Here is an 18,358-nt window from a genome sequence, read left to right on the forward strand (position 1 = left end):
CTGTGGCAACCCCAACCACAGGAGTCACCGCCATGCCCAACACCGCCGACTGGATTACCGTGGGTGCCCTCGCCGACGGCTTCGCGCCCGAGGCCTTCATCCTGCCGCAACTGGCCGACCTGTCCGGGCGCACGCTCACCCTGCACTTCGCCAATGGCTGGGTCATCGAACACCGCTTCGACAGCGAGCGCCTGCACTGGCGCGCCGCGGACGGCCACAGCAGCGGCAGCGCCGGCTACCGGGCCACCTCGGTGCGCCCCGGCATCTACCTGGTCGATTTCATCAAGCACGAGGGCGGCCAGGCCTGGTCGGTGTCGCTGGTACTCGACACCCTCGAACACGCCTTCACCGCCGTGCTCGGCCGCCTGCCCGACCAGGCCCGCACCCAGCGCGGCCTGTACGCCCTGGCCCTGGCCGGCGAAGCGCTGACCGGCGTCGAGGCCTGCTTCCTGCACGGCAGCCTCGACCGCCCCTGGCAGGCCGGCGCCTGCCCCCACGCGCCGACCACCGAGCTGGTCGGCCTGCGCAACCACTACCGCTACAGCCCCACCGAGGAGTACGAGCACATCTACCTCAACGCCAACTACTACAGCTGGCAGTGCCTCAAGGGCGTCGAACAGGGGTTGTGTGACACCGACCGGGCGTACTACTACAAGATCGCCGAACAGCTGTACCTGTTCGTCTGGTGCGAGAAGATCGTGCCCACCCTGGGCCTGGTGATGATCGACCTGGCGCGGCACCGCAGCGACGGCAAGATCTTCGGCTACCAGGGCGGCGGCTTCGATGCGCTGGCCAACTTCCCGGTGTCGTCCCACTGCCGGGTGCTCAACCGCACGGAGCCTGCGCAGTGAGCCGCAGCGTGCTGATCACCGGGGCCGGCAGCGGCATCGGTGAAGCCTGCGCCCTGCGCCTGGCTCGCCAGGGCTGGCAGGTGGCACTGGTGGGCCGCCGCCGTGAAGCGCTGCAGCGTGTCGCGCAGTTGTGCAATGGCCTGGTGCTGGCCGGCGACGCCGCCGACAGCGCCACCTGGGCGGGTTTCATCGAGCAGGTTCGCGCCCGCTTCGGTGGCCTCGACGCGGTGATCGCCTGCGCCGGCGGCCATGGCCTGGGACCGGCCGAGCAGACCAGCGACGCGGCCTGGGGCGAGGCCCTGCGCAGTAACCTCGACAGCGCCTTCCACACTGCCCGGGCCTGCCTGCCGTTGCTGCGCGAGCGGCGCGGCAGCCTGGTGCTGCTGGGCTCCATCGCCTCGCTGGCGGCCGGCCCCGAGGTCTGCGGCTACACCACCGCCAAGCATGCCCTGATCGGCCTGACCCGCTCGCTGGCCCGCGACTACGGGCCGTTCGGCGTGCGGGTCAACTGCGTCTGCCCGGGCTGGGTGCGCACGCCCATGGCCGACCAGGAGATGCGGCCATTGATGGATCATTACCAGGAAGATCTCGACGCCGCCTACCGCCGGGTCACCGCCGACGTGCCGCTGCGCCGCCCGGCCAGCAGCGACGAGATTGCCGCCGTGTGCCAGTTCCTGGTCGGCGCCGAGGCCAGCATCGTCACCGGCGCGGTGATCACCGCCGATGGCGGTTCGACCGTGGTCGACGTGCCGACTTTGGCCTACACCCGCCTGGAGCCGTCGGCATGAACGCGCGCTACGACTTCCAAGGTCGCACGGTGCTGGTCACCGGCGCGGCGGGCGGTATCGGCCAGGCCATCGTCGAGGGTTTCGCCCGTGGCGGCGCCCGGGTGCTGGCGCTGGACCTCGAGCCGCAGGTGTTGCAGCGCCTGGTCGAGGAGCAGTTGGCGTTGGGCCACGAGGTTCGTGGGGAGATGCTCGACCTGGCCGACCCCGGCGCGATCCGCGCCTTGCTGGCCGGGCTGCAACGCCTGGACGTACTGGTGCACAACGCCGCCTACTTCCCGCTCACCGCATTCACCGAAATCGACCCGGCCCTGTTGCAGCGCACCCTGGCGGTGAACCTGGGGGCATTGTTCTGGCTCACCCAGGGCGCCCTGCCGCTGTTCCGCCGCCAGGGTGGCGGATGCGTGCTGGCCACCTCGTCGGTGACCGGACCCCGGGTCGCCTACCCGGGCCTGAGCCACTACGCGGCGTCCAAGGCCGGGGTCAATGGCTTCATTCGCAATGCCGCGCTGGAACTGGCGGCGTTCAACGTGCGGGTCAACGGCGTGGAACCGGGGATGGTGCGCACACCGGCCATGGACAACCTCGGCGATACCGCCCTGAACGCCCGGATCGCCGCCGGCGTGCCCCTGGGGCGGCTGGGCGAGCCGGCCGATATCGCCGCGGCGATGCTGTTCCTGGCCTCTGATGCCGCCCGCTACATCACCGGCCAGACCCTGGTGGTCGACGGCGGCGCCACCTTGCCTGAGATCGCCGCGAGCCTGTGATGGCGGTGATATGCAAGACCCCTGGCAGCCACGGGCAAGACCACCGCCAGCGTTCCACGCGCTAATAGCCCGTCGCCTTTCGACACTGCCTCCACAACGACGCGGCACTCAAGACCGCACACAACAAACGAGGATCGATCCATGCGTCTCACCCCACGTCGCACCGCAATGGCCACGGCCCTGGCCCTGCTGGTCCATGGCCAGGCCAGCCCGGCCTACGAGCTGTACGCCGACGACGACAGCCACCTGAACGCCGACCTGCTCGCGGTCTGGGGCATGTTCAACAGCCGCCACAACTACGACGGCACTCCCGGCGGCTCGACCTGGCGCGAGGGCTTCATCAAGTACGGCCTCAGCGGCGACCAGGGCCTGGGCGGCAACGGCACCCTGTATGGCGCCCTCAACTGGGTCAGCTCCGGTGCCTGGGGCGACGGCGATGCCGGCGGCAATCAGGACGGCTCCGAACGCACCACCAAGATCGAGGACGCCTACCTGGGCTGGCGCTCGGGCGACCTGTTCCCGCTGCTGGGCAAGGATGGCGTGGACCTGTCCGGCGGCCGCCAGGTGATCCGCCTGGGCAGTGGTTTCCTGATCAACGACGATGGCCCCAACCTGGGCAAGGGCCCGGCCGACGGCCAGCTCAACCGCGGCGGCGGCTTCTATCTGGGCGCGCGCCACGCCTTCGACCGCACCGCGGTGCTGCGCCTGGGCGGCAAGGAGGGGCTGCATGGCAGCGTGCTGTGGCTCAAGTCCGACAACCGCGCCCAGGCCGAAACCGAGCTGGCGGCGGGCACCCTGGACTACACCCATGACCTGGGCACCCTGGGCCTGACCTATATCCACGGCATCGACGTGACCGACCAGTGGGCCAGCGAGTTCCAGAAGGCCCGTGAAGGCATGGATGTGTACAGCCTGCGTGGCGAAGGTGGCGTCGGGCTGGAAAACACCCGCTTCGCCTTCGAGTATGCCTGGCAGGACAAGCGCGGCGGCCGCGAGACCGCCTGGTACGCCGAGGCCGCCTACACCTTCGCCGAAGCCCCCTGGGCGCCACAACTGACCTACCGCTACACCCGCTATTCGGCAGGCTGGGACCTGCTGTTCACCGGCCTGTCCAGCGGCTACGGCACCTGGATCCAGGGCGAGGTCGCCGGCAACTATGCCGGGCCGTTCAACACCAACAGCGGCATCCACCATGTGGGCTTGAAGGCCACGCCACGGGACGATCTCACCGTCGGCGCGCTGTTCTTCGACTTCGACACCGTACGCACCCGCGACACCCTGAACCTGGATGCCCAGGAGCTGGACCTGTATGTGGAGTGGGCGGTCAACGAGCACCTGATCGTCACTCCGTTGCTGGGGCTGTTCAAGCCGCGCAAGGATCAAAGCAATGGCGGCAACCAGGTGGGGAGCGGGACCAACGTTTACAGCCAGCTGACGGTGGCGGTGCCGTTCTGAAGGGGTACCGGGGGCGCCCTGCGCCCCTTTCGCGGCACAAGGCCGCTCCTACAGCAGAATGCAATCCCCTGTAGGAGCGGCCTTGCGCCGCGAAAGGGCTGCGCAGCAGCCCCAGTATCCATCAGCCCAGCAACAGTCGCAGGTCAGCACCGACTTCAGCCAACGGCGGGCACCAGTAGTACCCCCCTGTCAACGGCCGGCTGAAGCGGTACAGGCCATCGATCACGCCATCCTCGAGCCCGCTCATGCGCCGCAGCTGCACCTCGAAGGCATCCAGCGAGAAGCCCAGGGCGACGAACGCCAGGCCCGCACCACGCTCGTCGGTCCAGGCCACCGAGCGACGCACAACGAACGCCTCCGGCGCGAAGCTTTCCTGGGCGGTGCGCTTGACGTGGGCCGACTCCGGCGCGTCGTCGAGCTCTTCGTTGTCGCTCAGGCGGCGACCGATGATGTTGTCCTGTTCGGCCTGGGGCAGCGACTTGAAGTACTCCAGGTCGTGCTTCCACAGCTGGAACGCGGCGAAGCTGGAGCCCGCCAGGCCAGGCTGATCGCCCGGTACGATGGCGGCGGCGACGGCGTCTTCGTCCACCGGGTTCTCGGTGCCGTCTTCGTAGCCGGTCAGGTCATGGCCACCGCGGTGCAGGAAACCGTCGACGCTGTCGACCAGGCGCAGGGCCGGCGCCAGCGCCTGCTGCAGGGCCTGGCCGCGCAGGAACAGCTCGCCGCGTTCGGCGCCGCGCAGCCACAGCCACAGGGCGTGCTGGGTCGCCGGGTTCTCCACCACCGCATCCAGTTGCGGGAAGCTACGCAGGCCCGGCACTTCGCGGCCCAGGGCCTTGGCCAGCGGCGCGCCGACGCCCAGGATCAGGCGCTGCCCATCGACCTGCGGCAACAGCTGGTCGAGGACGGCGGGCAAGGCCTCGAGCGAATCGAGGGCGAAGAACAGGTGGCGGGCATGGGCCGGCACCGGAGTGGCAAGCAGACCTGGCTGGAACGGCATGACAGGCGAATCCTCGGCAAAAGGGCGAATGCTACTGCGCCGGGCAATGCATCGCAACGTGACACAGGGCCGCTCGCCCCGGTAACAATCGGTTACCAAGGCAGGCCAGTTGCGATTAGCTATCGTTGCGCCACCACCTACACTCCTCGGAATCCTTCGCCCGAGAGACCGCCCATGACCGCCTCCCCGCTGCTCACCGCCCTTCTGCCGCTGGCCCTGGGCATCATCATGCTCGGCCTGGGCCTGTCGCTGACCCTGGCCGACTTCGCCCGGGTGGTGAAGTACCCCAGGCCGGTGGTGATCGGCCTGGTCTGCCAGATCCTGCTGCTGCCGCTGGTGTGCTTCCTGATCGCCAACGGCTTCGGCCTCGAGTCGGCGCTGGCGGTGGGCCTGATGCTGCTGGCCGCCTCTCCGGGCGGCACCACCGCCAACCTGTTCAGCCACCTGGCCCATGGCGACGTGGCGCTGAACATCACCCTGACCGCGGTCAACTCGCTGATCGCCATCCTCACCATGCCGCTGCTGGTGAACCTGTCGCTGATCTGGTTCATGGAGTCGGACCAGGCCATCCCACTGCAGTTCGCCAAGGTCATGCAGGTGTTCGCCATCGTCCTGCTGCCGGTGGCGCTGGGCATGCTGATTCGCCACTGGACGCCGCGCTTCGCCGCGCGCATGGAAAAGCCGATGAAAATCGTCGCGGCGCTGTTCCTGGCCTTCACCATCGTCCTGGCCCTGGCCAAGGACTGGCAGACCGTGGTCGAGTACGCGCCCATCGTCGGTGGCGCCGCGCTGCTGTTCAACCTGCTCAGTCTCGCGGTGGGCTACTGGGTGCCGCGCCTGCTGAGCATCCCGAAGCGCCAGGCGATCGCCATCGGCATGGAGATCGGCATCCACAACGGCACCCTGGCCATCGCCCTGGCCCTGAGCCCGACGCTGCTCAACAACGCGACCATGGCCGTGCCGGCGGCGATCTACAGCCTGATCATGTTCTTCACGGCGGCGGGGTTTGGCTGGTGGGTGAGCCGGGGGCACAAGGCCGCCGGCACCGTCCTGGAGCAACGTCCCTCCAGGTGATCGCCCTACCTTCTGGGACGCGCTGCAAGCCCCGTCAGAACGTGTAGCGGGTAGTCAGCATGAAGTTGCGCGGATCGCCATAGTACCCCCCACTGTAGAAGCCCAGGTTGTTGAAGTACTTCTTGTCGGTGAGGTTGTTGCCGTTGAGGGTCACCGACAACTGCTCGGTCACCTGGTACCTGGCCATGGCGTCCAGGGTCAGGTAGTCCGACTGGGTATAGCGAATGGTCTCGCCCGCCGTGACCGGACTGTCCAGGTCCTTCCACACCTTGCTCTGCCAGTTGGCCGAACCGCCCACGGTGAGCTTGTTCCAGACCCCCGGCAAACGGTAGGTGGTGGACAGCCGCAGCAGGTTCTCCGGCTCGATGGTGGAGATCTTGTCGCCCTCGCCATCGCGGGTGATGCGATGGGTGAAGCCACCCTGCACATGCCAGTCCGTGGTCAGCTCGCCCGCCACTTCCAGCTCGAAGCCACGGGTCTTGGCGCCCTGGATCGCCCGGTAGACGCCACGGTTGGTGTCCGGATCGGTACGGTCGAACTCGGCCAGGTTGTCCTGGCGCACCTCGAACAGCGCCAGGCTGGCATTGAGGCGACCGTCGAAGAACTCGCCCTTCAGGCCCAGCTCGTAGGCATCACCCTCCTCCGGCTCGATCATCTTGCCGCTGGCATCCTGCTCGCTCTCGTGGGGCTTGAAGATGCTGGTGTAGCTGCCATACACCGACCAGCTGTCGTCCAGGTCGTAGACCACCCCGGCGTAGGGCACGACCACGCCGTTCTCTTCCAGGTCCTGGGTCTTGCTGCGCTGGGCAGTGGTGGTGTCCAGGCGGGTGCTGTCGAGCTGCCAATTGGACAGGCGGCCGCCGAGGATGATCGACAGCTTGTCGGTAGGCTTGAAGCGACCGGTCAGGTAGGCAGCATCTTCCTGCACGCGGGTGTCGACCTTCGACAGCGGCCGCCCCCAGTCGGGCTCGGGATACTCGCCGCGCCACTGATAGATGTTGGCGCTGCCGAACAGGAACGGCCAGTTGCTTTCATGGGCGCGCACATCGCGGTGGGAAATGCCCGCCACCAGTTCGTGCTCGCGCCCGAGCAGCTGGAACGGGCCGCTGGCATAGAGGTCGTAGGCGTTCTGGTCGGTCTGGTAACGGTAGCGGCCCAGCCACACGCCCATGCCATCCCCGCTGGCCGCGTCGGGGTAGCCGTTGGCCGCCGAACCCAGGCGCATCGGCGCGTCGGTCTCGCTGCGGCTGGCCGAGGCCTTGAGGGTCCAGTCGTTGGCCAGGCGCTGCTCGAGGGTGACGAACAGGTTGTCGGCGGTATTGTCCCAGGCGCTCCACTTGGCGCCGGGGTTGAACGAGCGCGGCATGCCGAAACGGTTGCCCTGGTTGTCCAGCAACGGCGTCGACGGCCCCCAGGATGAACCTTCGGGGCGGTTGCTCTGGCGGCTGAGGCCGACGCTGAGCAGGGTGTCGTCGGTCAGGTCGGCCTCGACGATGCCGTACATCACCTGCTTCTTCTCGGACAGGTTGTCCATGAACGACTGGCCGTCCTCGTAAGCCGTGACCAGGCGCCCGCGCACGTTGCCTTCAGGCGTCAGCGCGCCACCGATGTCGAACTCGCCCCGGTAGGTGTCCCAGCTGCCGGCGCCCAGCGACACGTAGCCGGACAGCTCGCGAGTCGGCCGCTTGCGCACCAGGTTGACGGTCGCCGATGGGCTGCCGAAGCCGCTGAGCAGGCCGGTGGCGCCACGCAGCACCTCGACCCGGTCGTAGATCACCAGGTCGGTCTGGTCGATGCCGTTGCCGAAGCGAAAGGCCGCCGGGATGCCATCGATCTGGAAGTTGTCGATGTCGAAGCCCCGAGCCTTGAAGGCGGCGCGGCTGCTGTCGAGCTTGGTGACGGTGACGCCCGGTGTCTTGGCCAGCGCGTCACTGATGCTGGTGAGGTTCTGGTCGTCCATCTGCTGGCGGGTGATGACCGTGACCGACTGCGGCGTTTCCCGGGGCGACAGGGCCATGCGCGTGGCGGTGCGGCTGGCGCCGGTGGTGTAGGAACCACTGCCTTCGGTGGTCTCGCCCAGCGCGGTGTCGGTGATGGCGGTGGCGCCCAGCTCCAGGGTGCCCTTGCCGTTGACCGTGTCGGCCCAGGCCTGGCCGGCCGATGCGGCAAGGCTTGCCGCGAGGATGGCCAGTGCCAGCTGATGACGCTGGCGGACGGTGGTGGCGTTCCCTGCCCCTTGAACCGTGTTCAGAGAGTGCTGTCGTTGCACGCTTGTCGACCCCTACTTGTTGTGTCTGCTCGATACGAGTGGGGGCTAATCACTGGCAGTTGTTGTGGTTATGTGCCCGTTCTGCGACGGCTGTGGCGCATCCTAGGGTTTTTACGAATTTTTTACAATTGCGAATAATTCGCAATAATTGGATCCAGGCAAAGAAATGTAACAGCCTGCCATTCGGCAAGCCCGGCGATCGCGACTAGTCTCACAAGCATGTGATGCCGGGCCCCTCTGACGGTTTGCGCCGCCATGTCGGAATCACTGTTGCCTTGCAACGTCGACAATCAAGGAGGGGCTCATGACGGCTCTGCAGCATTTCCTCTTCACGCCTTTTCTCGGCACCAGCGCCTGGTTGTGGCTGGTCTTCATCACCATCGTCATCGCCTTGCTGGTCCTCGACCTGGGTGTGCTGCACCGCCAGGACCGCGAGATCGAGATGCGCGAAAGCCTGCTGCTGTACTCGGGCTACTTCAGCGTCGGCGTGCTGTTCGGCCTGTGGGTCTGGTTTGAGCTGGGCGCGCAGCCGGCGCTGGAGTTCTACACGGGTTTTCTGGTCGAGCAGTCGCTGTCGATGGACAACGTGTTCGTCATGGCGATGATCTTCAGCTTCTTCGCCATCCCCCGCCGCTACCAGCACCGCGTGCTGTTCTGGGGCATCCTCGGGGTGGTGGTGCTGCGGGCGATCATGATCGGCGTGGGCGCCGCGCTGGTGCAGCACTTCGCCTGGGTGCTGTACCTGTTCGGCGCCTTCCTGCTGTTCACCGGGGTGAAGATGGCGCTGTCGAAGGACGACGCCCACCCGGACCTGGCCAACAACCCGGTGTTGCGCTTCGTGCGCCGGCACATGCGCGTCACCGACCAGTTGCATGGTCGGCACTTCTTCGTCCAGCTCACGCCGCCCGGGGCGACGCGGGCGATTCGCTATGCCACGCCGCTGTTCCTCGCCCTGGTCTTGATCGAGCTGGCCGACCTGGTGTTCGCCGTCGACAGCGTGCCGGCGATCTTCGCCATCACCCAGGACCCGTTCATCGTCTACACCTCGAACATCTTCGCCATCCTCGGCCTGCGCTCGCTGTACTTTGCCCTGGCGGCGCTGATGCACCGCTTCGTCTACCTCAAGTACGCGCTGGCGCTGGTGCTGATCTTCATCGGCTGCAAGATCTTCTGGCACGGGCTGGTGGGCAAGGTGCCGGCCGGGATATCGCTGGGGGTGACGTTTGGATTGCTGCTGGGCGGGGTGCTGTTGTCACTGCTGCGCACCCGTGACCAGTCGCCCCCCGCCGATACCGACGCCGTGCAGGACACGCCGCTGCCCGCCACGGACAAGCCGGCGACGCCACGCCCTGCCGGCGAAAACCCGGAGAAGAAAGACCCGCACCTGCGGGTCTGATCACGGGGCGAGCCCCTCGACGATGATCACCTGGGCCAGCGCCACGCCCTGGCGATGGCGGCAGGCATCCTGGTACAGGTCCGACCGGTAGCAGGCCACCGCCTGCTCGTAGGAGTCGAACTCGATCACCACGCTGCGCTGTGGCGTCGCGCGCCCTTCCATCGCCTCGCTACGCCCGCCCCGGGCCAGGAAGCGCCCGCCAAAGGAGACAAAGGCCGCCGGGGCGCGCTGGGTGTACTGCTGGTACTGCTCGGGGTCGGTGACATCCACATGGGCGATCCAGTAGGCCTTCATTCGTCGCGCTCCTGTTGCATGGTCATTTGTGTATTATGGTATACCATAAAACCCACCTGACCAGCATGAGCGTGCAGCATGGCTTTCAACAGCATCGAAGAACTCCTCGAGGACTACCGCCAGGGCAGGATGGTCCTGCTGGTGGATGACGAAGACCGGGAAAACGAAGGCGACCTGCTGATCGCCGCCGAGCGCTGCGACGCCCAGGCGATCAACTTCATGGCCCGCGAGGCGCGCGGCCTGATCTGCCTGACCCTCACCGACGAACACTGCCAGCGACTGGGCCTGGAACAGATGGTGCCAGGCAATGCCAGCGTGTTCGGCACCGCCTTCACCGTCTCCATCGAGGCCGCCAGCGGCGTGACCACCGGCATTTCCGCCGCCGACCGGGCGCGCACCGTGGCCGCCGCCATGGCCGCGGATGCCCGCCCCGAGGACCTGGTGCAACCCGGCCACATCTTCCCCCTGCGCGCCCGTGAAGGCGGCGTGCTGAGCCGCGCCGGCCACACCGAGGCCGGCTGCGACCTGGCGCGCCTGGCCGGGTTCACCCCGGCATCGGTGATCGTCGAGGTGCTCAACGACGACGGCAGCATGGCCCGCCGCCCGGACCTGGAGGTATTCGCCGCCCGCCACGGCATCAAGATCGGCACCATCGCCGACCTGATCCACTACCGGCTGAGCACCGAGCAGACCATCAAGCGCATCGGCGAGCGCGAACTGCCCACCGTGCACGGCACCTTCCGCCTGGTCACCTACGAGGACCGCATCGAAGGCGGCGTGCACATGGCCATGGTCATGGGCGATATACGCCGCGACCAGCCGACCCTGGTGCGCGTGCACGTGATCGACCCGTTGCGCGACCTGGTCGGCGCCGAGTACGCGGGCCCCGCCAACTGGACGCTGTGGGCGGCGCTGCAGAAGGTCGCCGCCGAAGGCGCCGGGGTGGTGGTGATCCTGGCCAACCACGAATCCTCCCAGGCCCTGCTGGAGCGGGTGCCGCAACTGACGCAGCCGACACGCCCCTACCAGCGTGGGCAGTCGAAGGTGTACTCGCAAGTCGGGACCGGCGCGCAGATTCTCCAGGACCTGGGCGTGGGCAAGCTGCAGCACCTGGGGCCACCACTGAAGTACGCGGGGCTTGCCGGGTATGAACTGGAGGTGGTGCAGAGCATTCCATTCGAGCCGGGGTTGGTTAACTGACCCCACACCCGCAGTAGCCACGGGGTGATGGCCGGTCGACGCCGACCTCTTGCCAAAACCTTGGAATACCATAATATGACATTCCATAGACCTTGATTCTGCCGGCCCTACCTACAATCACAATACGGCCACGCTCCACCCGTTTGACGCTGCTCCCCGAACACGATTGGCGGGCGACAGAAGCCCGCCTCGAATAACAAAAAGCACCGAGGGCGTAACCATGCTGTTGAGCAAACGAGTAACCGCAGTGCTGTCCGCCAGCCTGCTGACCCTGGCCTGCCAGGCCACCCAGGCGGCCGACAGCCTGAACTTCGTCAGCTGGGGCGGCAGCACCCAGGACGCGCAGAAACAGGCATGGGCCGAGCCCTTCTCCAAGGCCGCCAACATCAAGGTCGTGCAGGACGGCCCCACCGACTACGGCAAGCTCAAGGCCATGGTCGAAAGCGGCAACGTGCAGTGGGACGTGGTCGACGTCGAAGCCGACTTCGCCCTGCGCGCCGCCAGCGAGGGCCTGCTCGAACCCCTCGATTTCAGCGCTATCCAGCGCGAGCGGATCGACCCGCGTTTCGTCTCCGACCACGGCGTCGGCTCATTCTTCTTCTCCTTCGTGCTTGGCTACAACGAAGGCAAGCTCGGCGCGAACAAGCCGGTGGACTGGACCGCGCTGTTCGATACCAAGGCCTACCCCGGCAAGCGCGCCCTGTACAAGTGGCCGAGCCCCGGCGTGCTCGAACTGGCCCTGCTGGCCGACGGCGTGCCCGCCGACCAGCTCTACCCGCTGGACCTGGAGCGCGCCTTCAAGAAACTCGACACCATCAAGAAGGACATCGTCTGGTGGGGCGGTGGCGCCCAGTCGCAGCAACTGCTGGCCTCGGGCGAAGCGGCGCTGGGGCAGTTCTGGAACGGCCGCGTGCATGCCCTGCAGCAGGACGGCGCGCCGGTCGGGGTAAGCTGGAAGCAGAACCTGGTGATGGCCGACTTCCTGGTCATTCCCAAGGGCGCGAAGAACAAGGACGCGGCCATGAAGTTCCTGGCCAACGCCAGCAGCGCCAGGGGCCAGGCCGACTTCGCCAACCTCACCGCCTATGCCCCGGTCAACCTCGACAGCGTCGGCCTGCTCAAGCCTGAACTGGCCCCCAACCTGCCCACCGCCCATGCCCAGGACCAGGTGACCCTGGACTTCGCCTACTGGGCGAAGAATGGCCAGGCCATCGCGGCCCGCTGGAACGAGTGGCTGGTCAAATGAAAGTCGCCATCAACGCCCTGCACACTACGCAAGGTGCCGCCGCCGGCAGCGGCGTGCCGGGAGCGACCACCCGCCGCCCGCCCCTGCGCCAACGCTGGCGCGGCAGCCGCAACCTGCTGCCGGCCTTGCTGTTCCTTGGCCTGTTCTTCTTCGCCCCGCTGATCGGCCTGCTCCTGCGCGGCGTGCTCGAGCCGGAGCCGGGCCTGGGCAACTACGCGCAACTGTTCGCCAACTCGGCCTACGCCCGGGTGCTGTTCAACACCTTCTCGGTGGCCGGCCTGGTCACCTTGATCAGCGTGCTGCTGGGCTTCCCGCTGGCCTGGGCGATCACCCTGGTACCCAAGGGCTGGGGCCGCTGGCTGCTGAACATCGTGCTGCTGTCGATGTGGACCAGCCTGCTGGCGCGCACCTATTCGTGGCTGGTGCTGCTGCAGGCCTCGGGGGTGATCAACAAGGCGCTGATGGCAATCGGGGGTGATCGACGCGCCACTGGAAATGGTGCACAACCTCACTGGCGTGGTGATCGGCATGAGCTACATCATGATCCCGTTCATCGTCCTGCCGCTGCAGGCGACCATGCAGGCCATCGACCCGATGGTGCTGCAGGCCGGTTCCATCTGCGGCGCCAGTCCGTGGACCAACTTCTGCAAGGTGTTCCTCCCGCTGTGCCGTTCGGGCCTGTTCTCCGGCGCGCTGATGGTGTTCGTCATGTCGCTCGGCTACTACGTGACTCCGGCCCTGCTCGGCGGCGCGCAGAACATGATGCTGCCCGAGTTCATCGTCCAGCAGGTGCAGTCGTTCCTCAACTGGGGCCTGGCCAGCGCCGCCGCCGCGTTGCTGGTGGCGATCACCCTGGTGCTCTTCTACTTCTACCTGAAGCTGCAACCGGAATCCCCGATCGGTAACGCGAGGTAAGCCGCCATGCTCCTGACCCCCAACGCCATGGGCCGCCCGCTGCGCCTGGGCCTGTACCTCACCACCGGGGCGATCGCGGCGTTCCTGCTGCTGCCGATCCTGTTCATCGTGCTGCTGTCGTTCGGCTCTTCGCAGTGGCTGGTATTCCCGCCACCGGGCTGGACGCTCAAATGGTACGGCCAGTTCTTTTCCAACCCCGAATGGATGGACGCGGCCCTGGCCAGTCTCAAGGTCGCCGTGCTGACCACCTTCGCCGCCGTGGCCCTGGGCCTGCCCAGCGCCTTCGCCCTGGTGCGCGGACGCTTCCCGGGACGGGATCTGCTCTACGGGCTGTTCACCCTGCCGATGATCGTGCCGCTGGTGATCATCGCCGTGGCGGTGTACGCGCTGTTCCTCAAGCTCGGCTACACCGGCACCTTGCTGGCCTTCGTGGTCAGCCACGTGATCGTCGCCCTGCCCTTCACCATCATCTCGATCATCAACTCGCTGAAGCTGTTCGACCAGTCGATCGAGGACGCCGCGGTGATCTGCGGCGCCTCGCGCCTGCAGGCGATCGTCAAGGTGACCTTTCCGGCGATTCGCCCGGGGATGATCGCCGGCGGCCTGTTCGCCTTCCTGGTGTCGTGGGACGAGGTGGTGCTCAGCGTGATGATGGCCAGCCCCGAACTGCAGACCCTGCCGGTGAAGATGTGGACCACCCTGCGCCAGGACCTGACCCCGGTCATCGCCGTCGCCTCGACGCTGCTGATCGGCCTGTCGCTGTTGATCATGATCATTGCCGCCGCCCTGCGTCGGCGCAACGCAAGCAACGCCTGAGCGCCCGGAGACGAATACGATGAGTGCAGTGATGAAAGACGACGCACGCGCCAGGCCCCTGGTCAGCCTGCGCAACCTGAACAAGCACTACGGCGACTTCGCCGCGGTGGACAACATCGACCTCGAGATCCAGGACGGCGAGTTCCTCACCTTCCTCGGCTCCAGCGGCTCGGGCAAGTCCACCACCCTGTCGATGCTGGCCGGGTTCGAGACGCCGAGCAGCGGCGAGATCCTGGTCGACGGCCAGTCGCTGGTGAACGTGCCGCCGCACAAGCGCGACATCGGCATGGTGTTCCAGCGCTACTCGCTGTTCCCGCACCTGAGCGTGCGCGACAACATCGCCTTCCCCCTGGCGATCCGCAAGCAGGGCGCTGCCGAAACCGCCCGGCGGGTGGATGCCATGCTCAAGCTGGTGCGGCTCGAGGCCTTCGCCCACCGGCGCCCGGCCCAACTTTCCGGCGGCCAGCAGCAACGCGTGGCGATCGCCCGGGCGCTGGTCTACGAACCGCGCATCCTGTTGATGGACGAGCCGCTCGGCGCGCTGGACAAGAAGCTGCGTGAAGACCTGCAGGACGAGCTGCGCCAGCTGCATCGACGCCTGGGCATCACCATCGTCTACGTGACCCACGACCAGGAGGAGGCGATGCGCCTTTCGCAGCGTATCGCCATCTTCAGCCATGGTCGCATTGTCGGCCTGGGCAGCGGCTACGACCTCTACCAGAACCCACCGAACGCATTCGTCGCCTCGTTCCTGGGCAACTCCAACTTCCTGCGTTTCACGGCCGACGGCAACGATGCGGGACGTTTCGAGGGGCAGCCGGTAGCGGTTCGCCCGACACCAGGGCTGGCCGCCGGGCAGGAGGCGCTGATCATGGTGCGCCCGGAAAAGGCCCTGGCCTTGACCGTGGAGCAGGCGACGCGCGAACCCCTGCCGGCAGGCTGGAACGAAGTCGGCGCCACGGTGACCGAGCTGCTGTTCCTCGGCGAGAGCCAGACCTGCCATGTCGCCACCCAGGGCGGCACGCCACTGACAGTCAAGGCGCTGTCGGCCGCGGGCATGCCCATGCAGCCGGGCCAGCCGGTCAGGGTGCGCTGGGCGGTGGCGGATGCCTGCATCTACACCGAATGGGCCGAGAGCGACCTGAGCAAGGGCGCCGGCGCGCATTGAATGCAACGGCGCCCACAGGACCTGTGGGCGCCGCGATGGGGATTCAGCGCGGATTTACTTCTTCGACGGGACACGCGGCGTGAAACGCCCCTTCTTGGCCCGCTGCAGGTGCGCCGGTTGCAGTTGCTCCGACTCGTCCAGGGTCATGTTGGCAAAGCCCAGGCGCACGGCCGCCTGGCCGCAGCGCACCTGGCTGTTGATCGGAAACGCATCGTTCAGGTCTTCGAAATAGGATTCGCTCATGCCCTGTCTCCCTCCAATGGCGACCGTGCCGGCAGGCAATGAGCCTGCCTAGTGAAGCGCGGTCCGTTGAAGTGAGACTAGTCGGTCATTTGCGGACCAGCCGGACAAAATTTCCTGGCCCGACCAGTGGCAACTGGCCTTACTTCAGACGCACCGCCGTGCCGGTGGCGAACACCACGACCATGCCACCCTGTACCGACGGCATGCTGATCTCGAAGTCCACGCCTACCAGGGCATCGGCCTGCAACTGCCGTGCCCGCGCCATGAGTTCCTCGGTGGCCTGCTCGCGGGCCAGCTTCAGCGCGCCCTCCAGGGTTTGTGAGCGGCCGCCGAAGAAGTCGCGAAAGCGTGCGAAGAAATCGCGCACGAAGTTGATCCCCTGCACCGATTCGGCGCTGACCACGCCGAGGTACTCGGCAATCGGGCGGCCGTCGAGCTGGCTGGTGGTGCTGATGATCATGGGTGACGCTCCTGGAACAAGACAAAAGAGCACGATCCTACCAAATCCACCGCGGCCAAATTACACAAGCAACTACTTGAATAATACTTTTCCGGCTCCTAGACTCCCAGCGCAGGACCACGCAAGGAGCGTACATGACCGCCATTCCCGAACAGCCACCGGCGCGCTGGGGCGAACTGCTCAGCGGCGGCAACGCGCTGCGCTCGATCGCCCTGGCCGGCGGCGTCGCCCTGCACGCCATCAATGTCTATATCGTCACCACCCTGCTGCCGACGGTGATCGACGAGATCGGCGGATTGGCCTTCTATGCCTGGAACACCACCCTGTTCGTGGTCGCCTCGATCATCGGTTCCACCCTCTCCACCCGCCTGCTGGCCCGTGGCGGACCGCGGGTCGCCTACCTGCTGGCACTGCTGGTGTTCGCCCTTGGCTCGATGCTCTGCGCCCAGGCAGGGAGCATGCCGATGCTGCTGCTCGGGCGCAGCGTGCAGGGCCTGGGTGGCGGCATCCTGTTCGCCCTGAGCTATGCGTTGATCCACCTGGTGTTCGACAGCCGCCTGTGGCCCCGCGCCATGGCCCTGGTCTCGGCGATGTGGGGCGTGGCCACGCTGTGCGGCCCGGCCGTGGGCGGGGTGTTCGCCGAAGGCGGGCACTGGCGCTGGGCGTTCTGGTCGCTGCTTCCGGTGGCTGGCGCCCTGGCGCTGATCGTCTGCCTGCGCCTGCCGACGCGCCAGGCCCTGGACGACAATGGCGCGCGCCCGGCCTATGGGCTGATCGCCTGCCTGGTGGCCTCGGTACTGGCGATCTGCGCGGCCAGCCTGGCCGAGACCCTGTGGATCAACCTGGCCGGCATCGTCGCCGGCCTGGCCCTCGCCGCGCTGATCGCCCGCCTCGATCCGCGGGCGCGCCACCACCTGCTGCCCACGGGCGCCTACAGCCTCAAGCAACCGATGGGCGCGCTGTTCGCCATGATGTGCCTGCTGGTGGCGGCCATCACCACCGAGATCTATGTGCCCTACTTCCTGCAGCGCATCCATGGCTTCGGCCCGCTGGCCGCCGGCTACCTGACCGCGGTGATGGCCGCGGGCTGGACGGTCGGCGCCCTGGCCAGCGCCGGGCGCGACCGCGATGGCGGCGCCTGGCAGATCCGCAGCGGGCCGCTGGTGGTGGCCGTGGCGCTGCTGGCCCTGGCCTTGCTGACCCCCGCCCCGGCCTGGATCGCCAGCGCGCCGGGCCTGGCCCTGTTCGCCCTGGCCCTGGCCGGCGTGGGCCTGGGCATCGGCCTGGGCTGGCCGCACCTGCTCACCCGAGTGCTGCAGGCCGCGCGCCCCGGCGAGGAAAACCTCGCCTCGGCCTCGATCACCACCGTGCAACTCTACGCCACCGCCCTGGCCGCGGCCCTGGCCGGCCTGGTCGCCAACGGCGCCGGCCTGGTCGAGCCCGGCGGCGAGCAAGGCGCGCGCCAGGCGGCGCTGTGGCTGTTCGCCGTGTTCGCCTGCGCGCCGCTGCTGGCGCTGCCGTTGGCGCTGCGCCTCACCTCTGAAAACAAGGAGCGCCCATGAAGGAATCCAAGGAAGTCTACGAGCGGATCAGCGAGCAGTTCGAAGACTTCACCAGCCACGCCAGCCAGCGCGGGGTCGAGGTCGACACGTTTCGCTACATGGCCGGCGAGGTGACCGGCGAAGAGATCCTCGACCTGGCCTGCGGCCATGGCTTCTTCAGCCGCCGCCTGAAGGACTGGGGCGCGGCGCGGGTGCACGGCGTGGACATCTCGCCGAGCATGATCTACCAGGCGCGCCAGGCCAACGACGGCATCGCCTACGAAGTGCGCGACGTGGCGCAGATGGGCCGCATCGGCCAGTTCGACAAGGTCACCGCCGCCTGGCTGTTCAACTACGCCGGCAGCGTCGAAGAGCTGCGGCGCATGTTCGAAAGCGTTGCCCTCAACCTCAAGCCGAACGGACAGCTGATCGCCTACACGGCGAACCCTGCCTTTGATCTGGCCCGGGGCAATTTCACCGAGTACGGCATCCGTGTGCTGGACGAACAGCCGGTGGAAGGCGGCCTGCGCTGCCAGGGGCAGTTCATGAGCACACCGCCTGCGGACTTCACCTATTACCGCTGGCAAAAGTCGGTCTACGAACAGGCCGCCCACGATGTCGGCCTGTGCAACGTGCGCTGGATTGCCCCACTGATCAGCGGGATCCGCAAGAAGGCGCATCCGCCGGGATATTGGGATCTGTTCGAACAGAACAGCCTGCAGGTCGGACTGATCTGCAGTCGCTGAAATGATCGGGGCTTACGCATATCCCTGTGGGAGCGGCTTTGTGTCGCGAAAGGGCCGCGAAGCGGCCCCGGTAATTTCAGCGTTTCACCGCAATAGGGGCTGCTGCGCAGCCCTTTCGCGACACAAGGCCGC

The 18,358-nt window shown here is 67.2% G+C and carries 17 protein-coding genes and 1 pseudogene; 13 read left to right on the plus strand and 5 right to left on the minus strand.

Annotated elements, in window-relative coordinates; translation table 11 throughout:
• The first annotated feature begins 32 nt into the window (after positions 1-32).
• The 4 genes from HU735_RS14110 (at position 33) to HU735_RS14125 (ending at position 3,858) form a co-directional block, all read left to right on the plus strand.
• A complete protein-coding gene (locus HU735_RS14110; RefSeq protein ID WP_186713995.1) occupies positions 33-851 on the plus strand; it encodes a molybdenum cofactor biosynthesis F family protein in 819 nt (272 codons plus the stop codon).
• The gene (locus tag HU735_RS14115; RefSeq protein ID WP_346655364.1) at positions 848-1,639 is read left to right on the plus strand and encodes an SDR family oxidoreductase; all 792 of its coding nucleotides are present in this window, start codon (positions 848-850) and stop codon (positions 1,637-1,639) included. Before HU735_RS14110 ends, HU735_RS14115 begins: the two co-directional genes overlap by 4 nt.
• The gene (locus tag HU735_RS14120; protein ID WP_186713996.1) at positions 1,636-2,403 is read left to right on the plus strand and encodes an SDR family oxidoreductase; all 768 of its coding nucleotides are present in this window, start codon (positions 1,636-1,638) and stop codon (positions 2,401-2,403) included. Before HU735_RS14115 ends, HU735_RS14120 begins: the two co-directional genes overlap by 4 nt.
• Before the next feature lie 168 nt (positions 2,404-2,571).
• Complete coding sequence (locus HU735_RS14125; RefSeq protein ID WP_238349819.1) at positions 2,572-3,858, plus strand: alginate export family protein; 1,287 nt, start codon at positions 2,572-2,574, stop codon at positions 3,856-3,858.
• A 121-nt stretch (positions 3,859-3,979) separates the two neighbouring features.
• Here the strand turns inward: HU735_RS14125 and HU735_RS14130 are convergent, their stop codons facing one another.
• On the minus strand, positions 3,980-4,858 hold the full coding sequence (locus HU735_RS14130; protein ID WP_186713998.1) for a Dyp-type peroxidase: 879 nt from the start codon (positions 4,856-4,858) through the stop codon (positions 3,980-3,982).
• 174 nt (positions 4,859-5,032) lie between these two features.
• On the opposite strand from HU735_RS14130, the gene HU735_RS14135 reads away from it, so the two are divergent.
• Positions 5,033-5,932, plus strand: coding sequence for a bile acid:sodium symporter family protein (locus HU735_RS14135; protein WP_186713999.1), 900 nt, complete (start codon positions 5,033-5,035; stop codon positions 5,930-5,932).
• 34 nt (positions 5,933-5,966) lie between these two features.
• Here HU735_RS14135 and HU735_RS14140 read toward each other — a convergent pair whose 3' ends face one another.
• Complete coding sequence (locus tag HU735_RS14140; protein ID WP_346655365.1) at positions 5,967-8,201, minus strand: TonB-dependent siderophore receptor; 2,235 nt, start codon at positions 8,199-8,201, stop codon at positions 5,967-5,969.
• 304 nt (positions 8,202-8,505) lie between these two features.
• Between HU735_RS14140 and HU735_RS14145 the strand changes: the two genes are divergently transcribed.
• Positions 8,506-9,597 carry a TerC family protein gene (locus HU735_RS14145; protein ID WP_238349816.1) on the plus strand — a complete coding sequence of 364 codons (1,092 nt, stop codon included), beginning with the start codon at positions 8,506-8,508 and terminating at the stop codon, positions 9,595-9,597.
• Here the strand turns inward: HU735_RS14145 and HU735_RS14150 are convergent, their stop codons facing one another.
• Entirely contained in the window at positions 9,598-9,891 is a 294-nt protein-coding gene (locus HU735_RS14150) for a DUF1330 domain-containing protein (RefSeq protein WP_186714000.1), read from the minus strand.
• Between the two features lie 78 nt (positions 9,892-9,969).
• Here HU735_RS14150 and ribBA point away from each other — a divergent pair, with 78 nt between their 5' ends.
• From ribBA to HU735_RS14175, 5 genes and pseudogenes are all read left to right on the plus strand, one after another.
• A complete protein-coding gene (gene ribBA / locus HU735_RS14155) occupies positions 9,970-11,091 on the plus strand; it encodes a bifunctional 3,4-dihydroxy-2-butanone-4-phosphate synthase/GTP cyclohydrolase II (RefSeq protein WP_186714001.1) in 1,122 nt (373 codons plus the stop codon).
• Positions 11,092-11,311: 220 nt separating this feature from the next.
• A complete protein-coding gene (locus HU735_RS14160) occupies positions 11,312-12,337 on the plus strand; it encodes an ABC transporter substrate-binding protein (protein ID WP_186714002.1) in 1,026 nt (341 codons plus the stop codon).
• Positions 12,334-13,252: pseudogene (locus tag HU735_RS14165) on the plus strand (ABC transporter permease). The gene HU735_RS14160 and the pseudogene HU735_RS14165 overlap by 4 nt, the downstream one beginning before the upstream one ends.
• 6 nt (positions 13,253-13,258) lie before the next feature.
• On the plus strand, positions 13,259-14,068 hold the full coding sequence (locus HU735_RS14170) for an ABC transporter permease (protein WP_186714003.1): 810 nt from the start codon (positions 13,259-13,261) through the stop codon (positions 14,066-14,068).
• Between the two features lie 19 nt (positions 14,069-14,087).
• A complete protein-coding gene (locus HU735_RS14175) occupies positions 14,088-15,236 on the plus strand; it encodes an ABC transporter ATP-binding protein (protein ID WP_186714004.1) in 1,149 nt (382 codons plus the stop codon).
• A 54-nt stretch (positions 15,237-15,290) separates the two neighbouring features.
• Here the strand turns inward: HU735_RS14175 and HU735_RS14180 are convergent, their stop codons facing one another.
• Entirely contained in the window at positions 15,291-15,479 is a 189-nt protein-coding gene (locus tag HU735_RS14180) for a hypothetical protein (protein ID WP_028691681.1), read from the minus strand.
• A gap of 139 nt (positions 15,480-15,618) precedes the next feature.
• Positions 15,619-15,939 (minus strand): heavy metal-binding domain-containing protein, encoded by a 321-nt coding sequence (locus HU735_RS14185; RefSeq protein ID WP_050705861.1) that lies wholly within the window; start codon positions 15,937-15,939, stop codon positions 15,619-15,621.
• Positions 15,940-16,073: 134 nt separating this feature from the next.
• Here HU735_RS14185 and HU735_RS14190 point away from each other — a divergent pair, with 134 nt between their 5' ends.
• A complete protein-coding gene (locus HU735_RS14190; protein ID WP_186714005.1) occupies positions 16,074-17,501 on the plus strand; it encodes an MFS transporter in 1,428 nt (475 codons plus the stop codon).
• Positions 17,498-18,226, plus strand: coding sequence for a class I SAM-dependent methyltransferase (locus tag HU735_RS14195; RefSeq protein ID WP_186714006.1), 729 nt, complete (start codon positions 17,498-17,500; stop codon positions 18,224-18,226). The genes HU735_RS14190 and HU735_RS14195 overlap by 4 nt, the downstream gene beginning before the upstream one ends.
• Positions 18,227-18,358 lie beyond the last annotated feature (132 nt).

Source organism: Pseudomonas sp. BW16M2 (assembly GCF_014268865.1).
GTDB lineage: Bacteria > Pseudomonadota > Gammaproteobacteria > Pseudomonadales > Pseudomonadaceae > Aquipseudomonas > Aquipseudomonas peradeniyensis.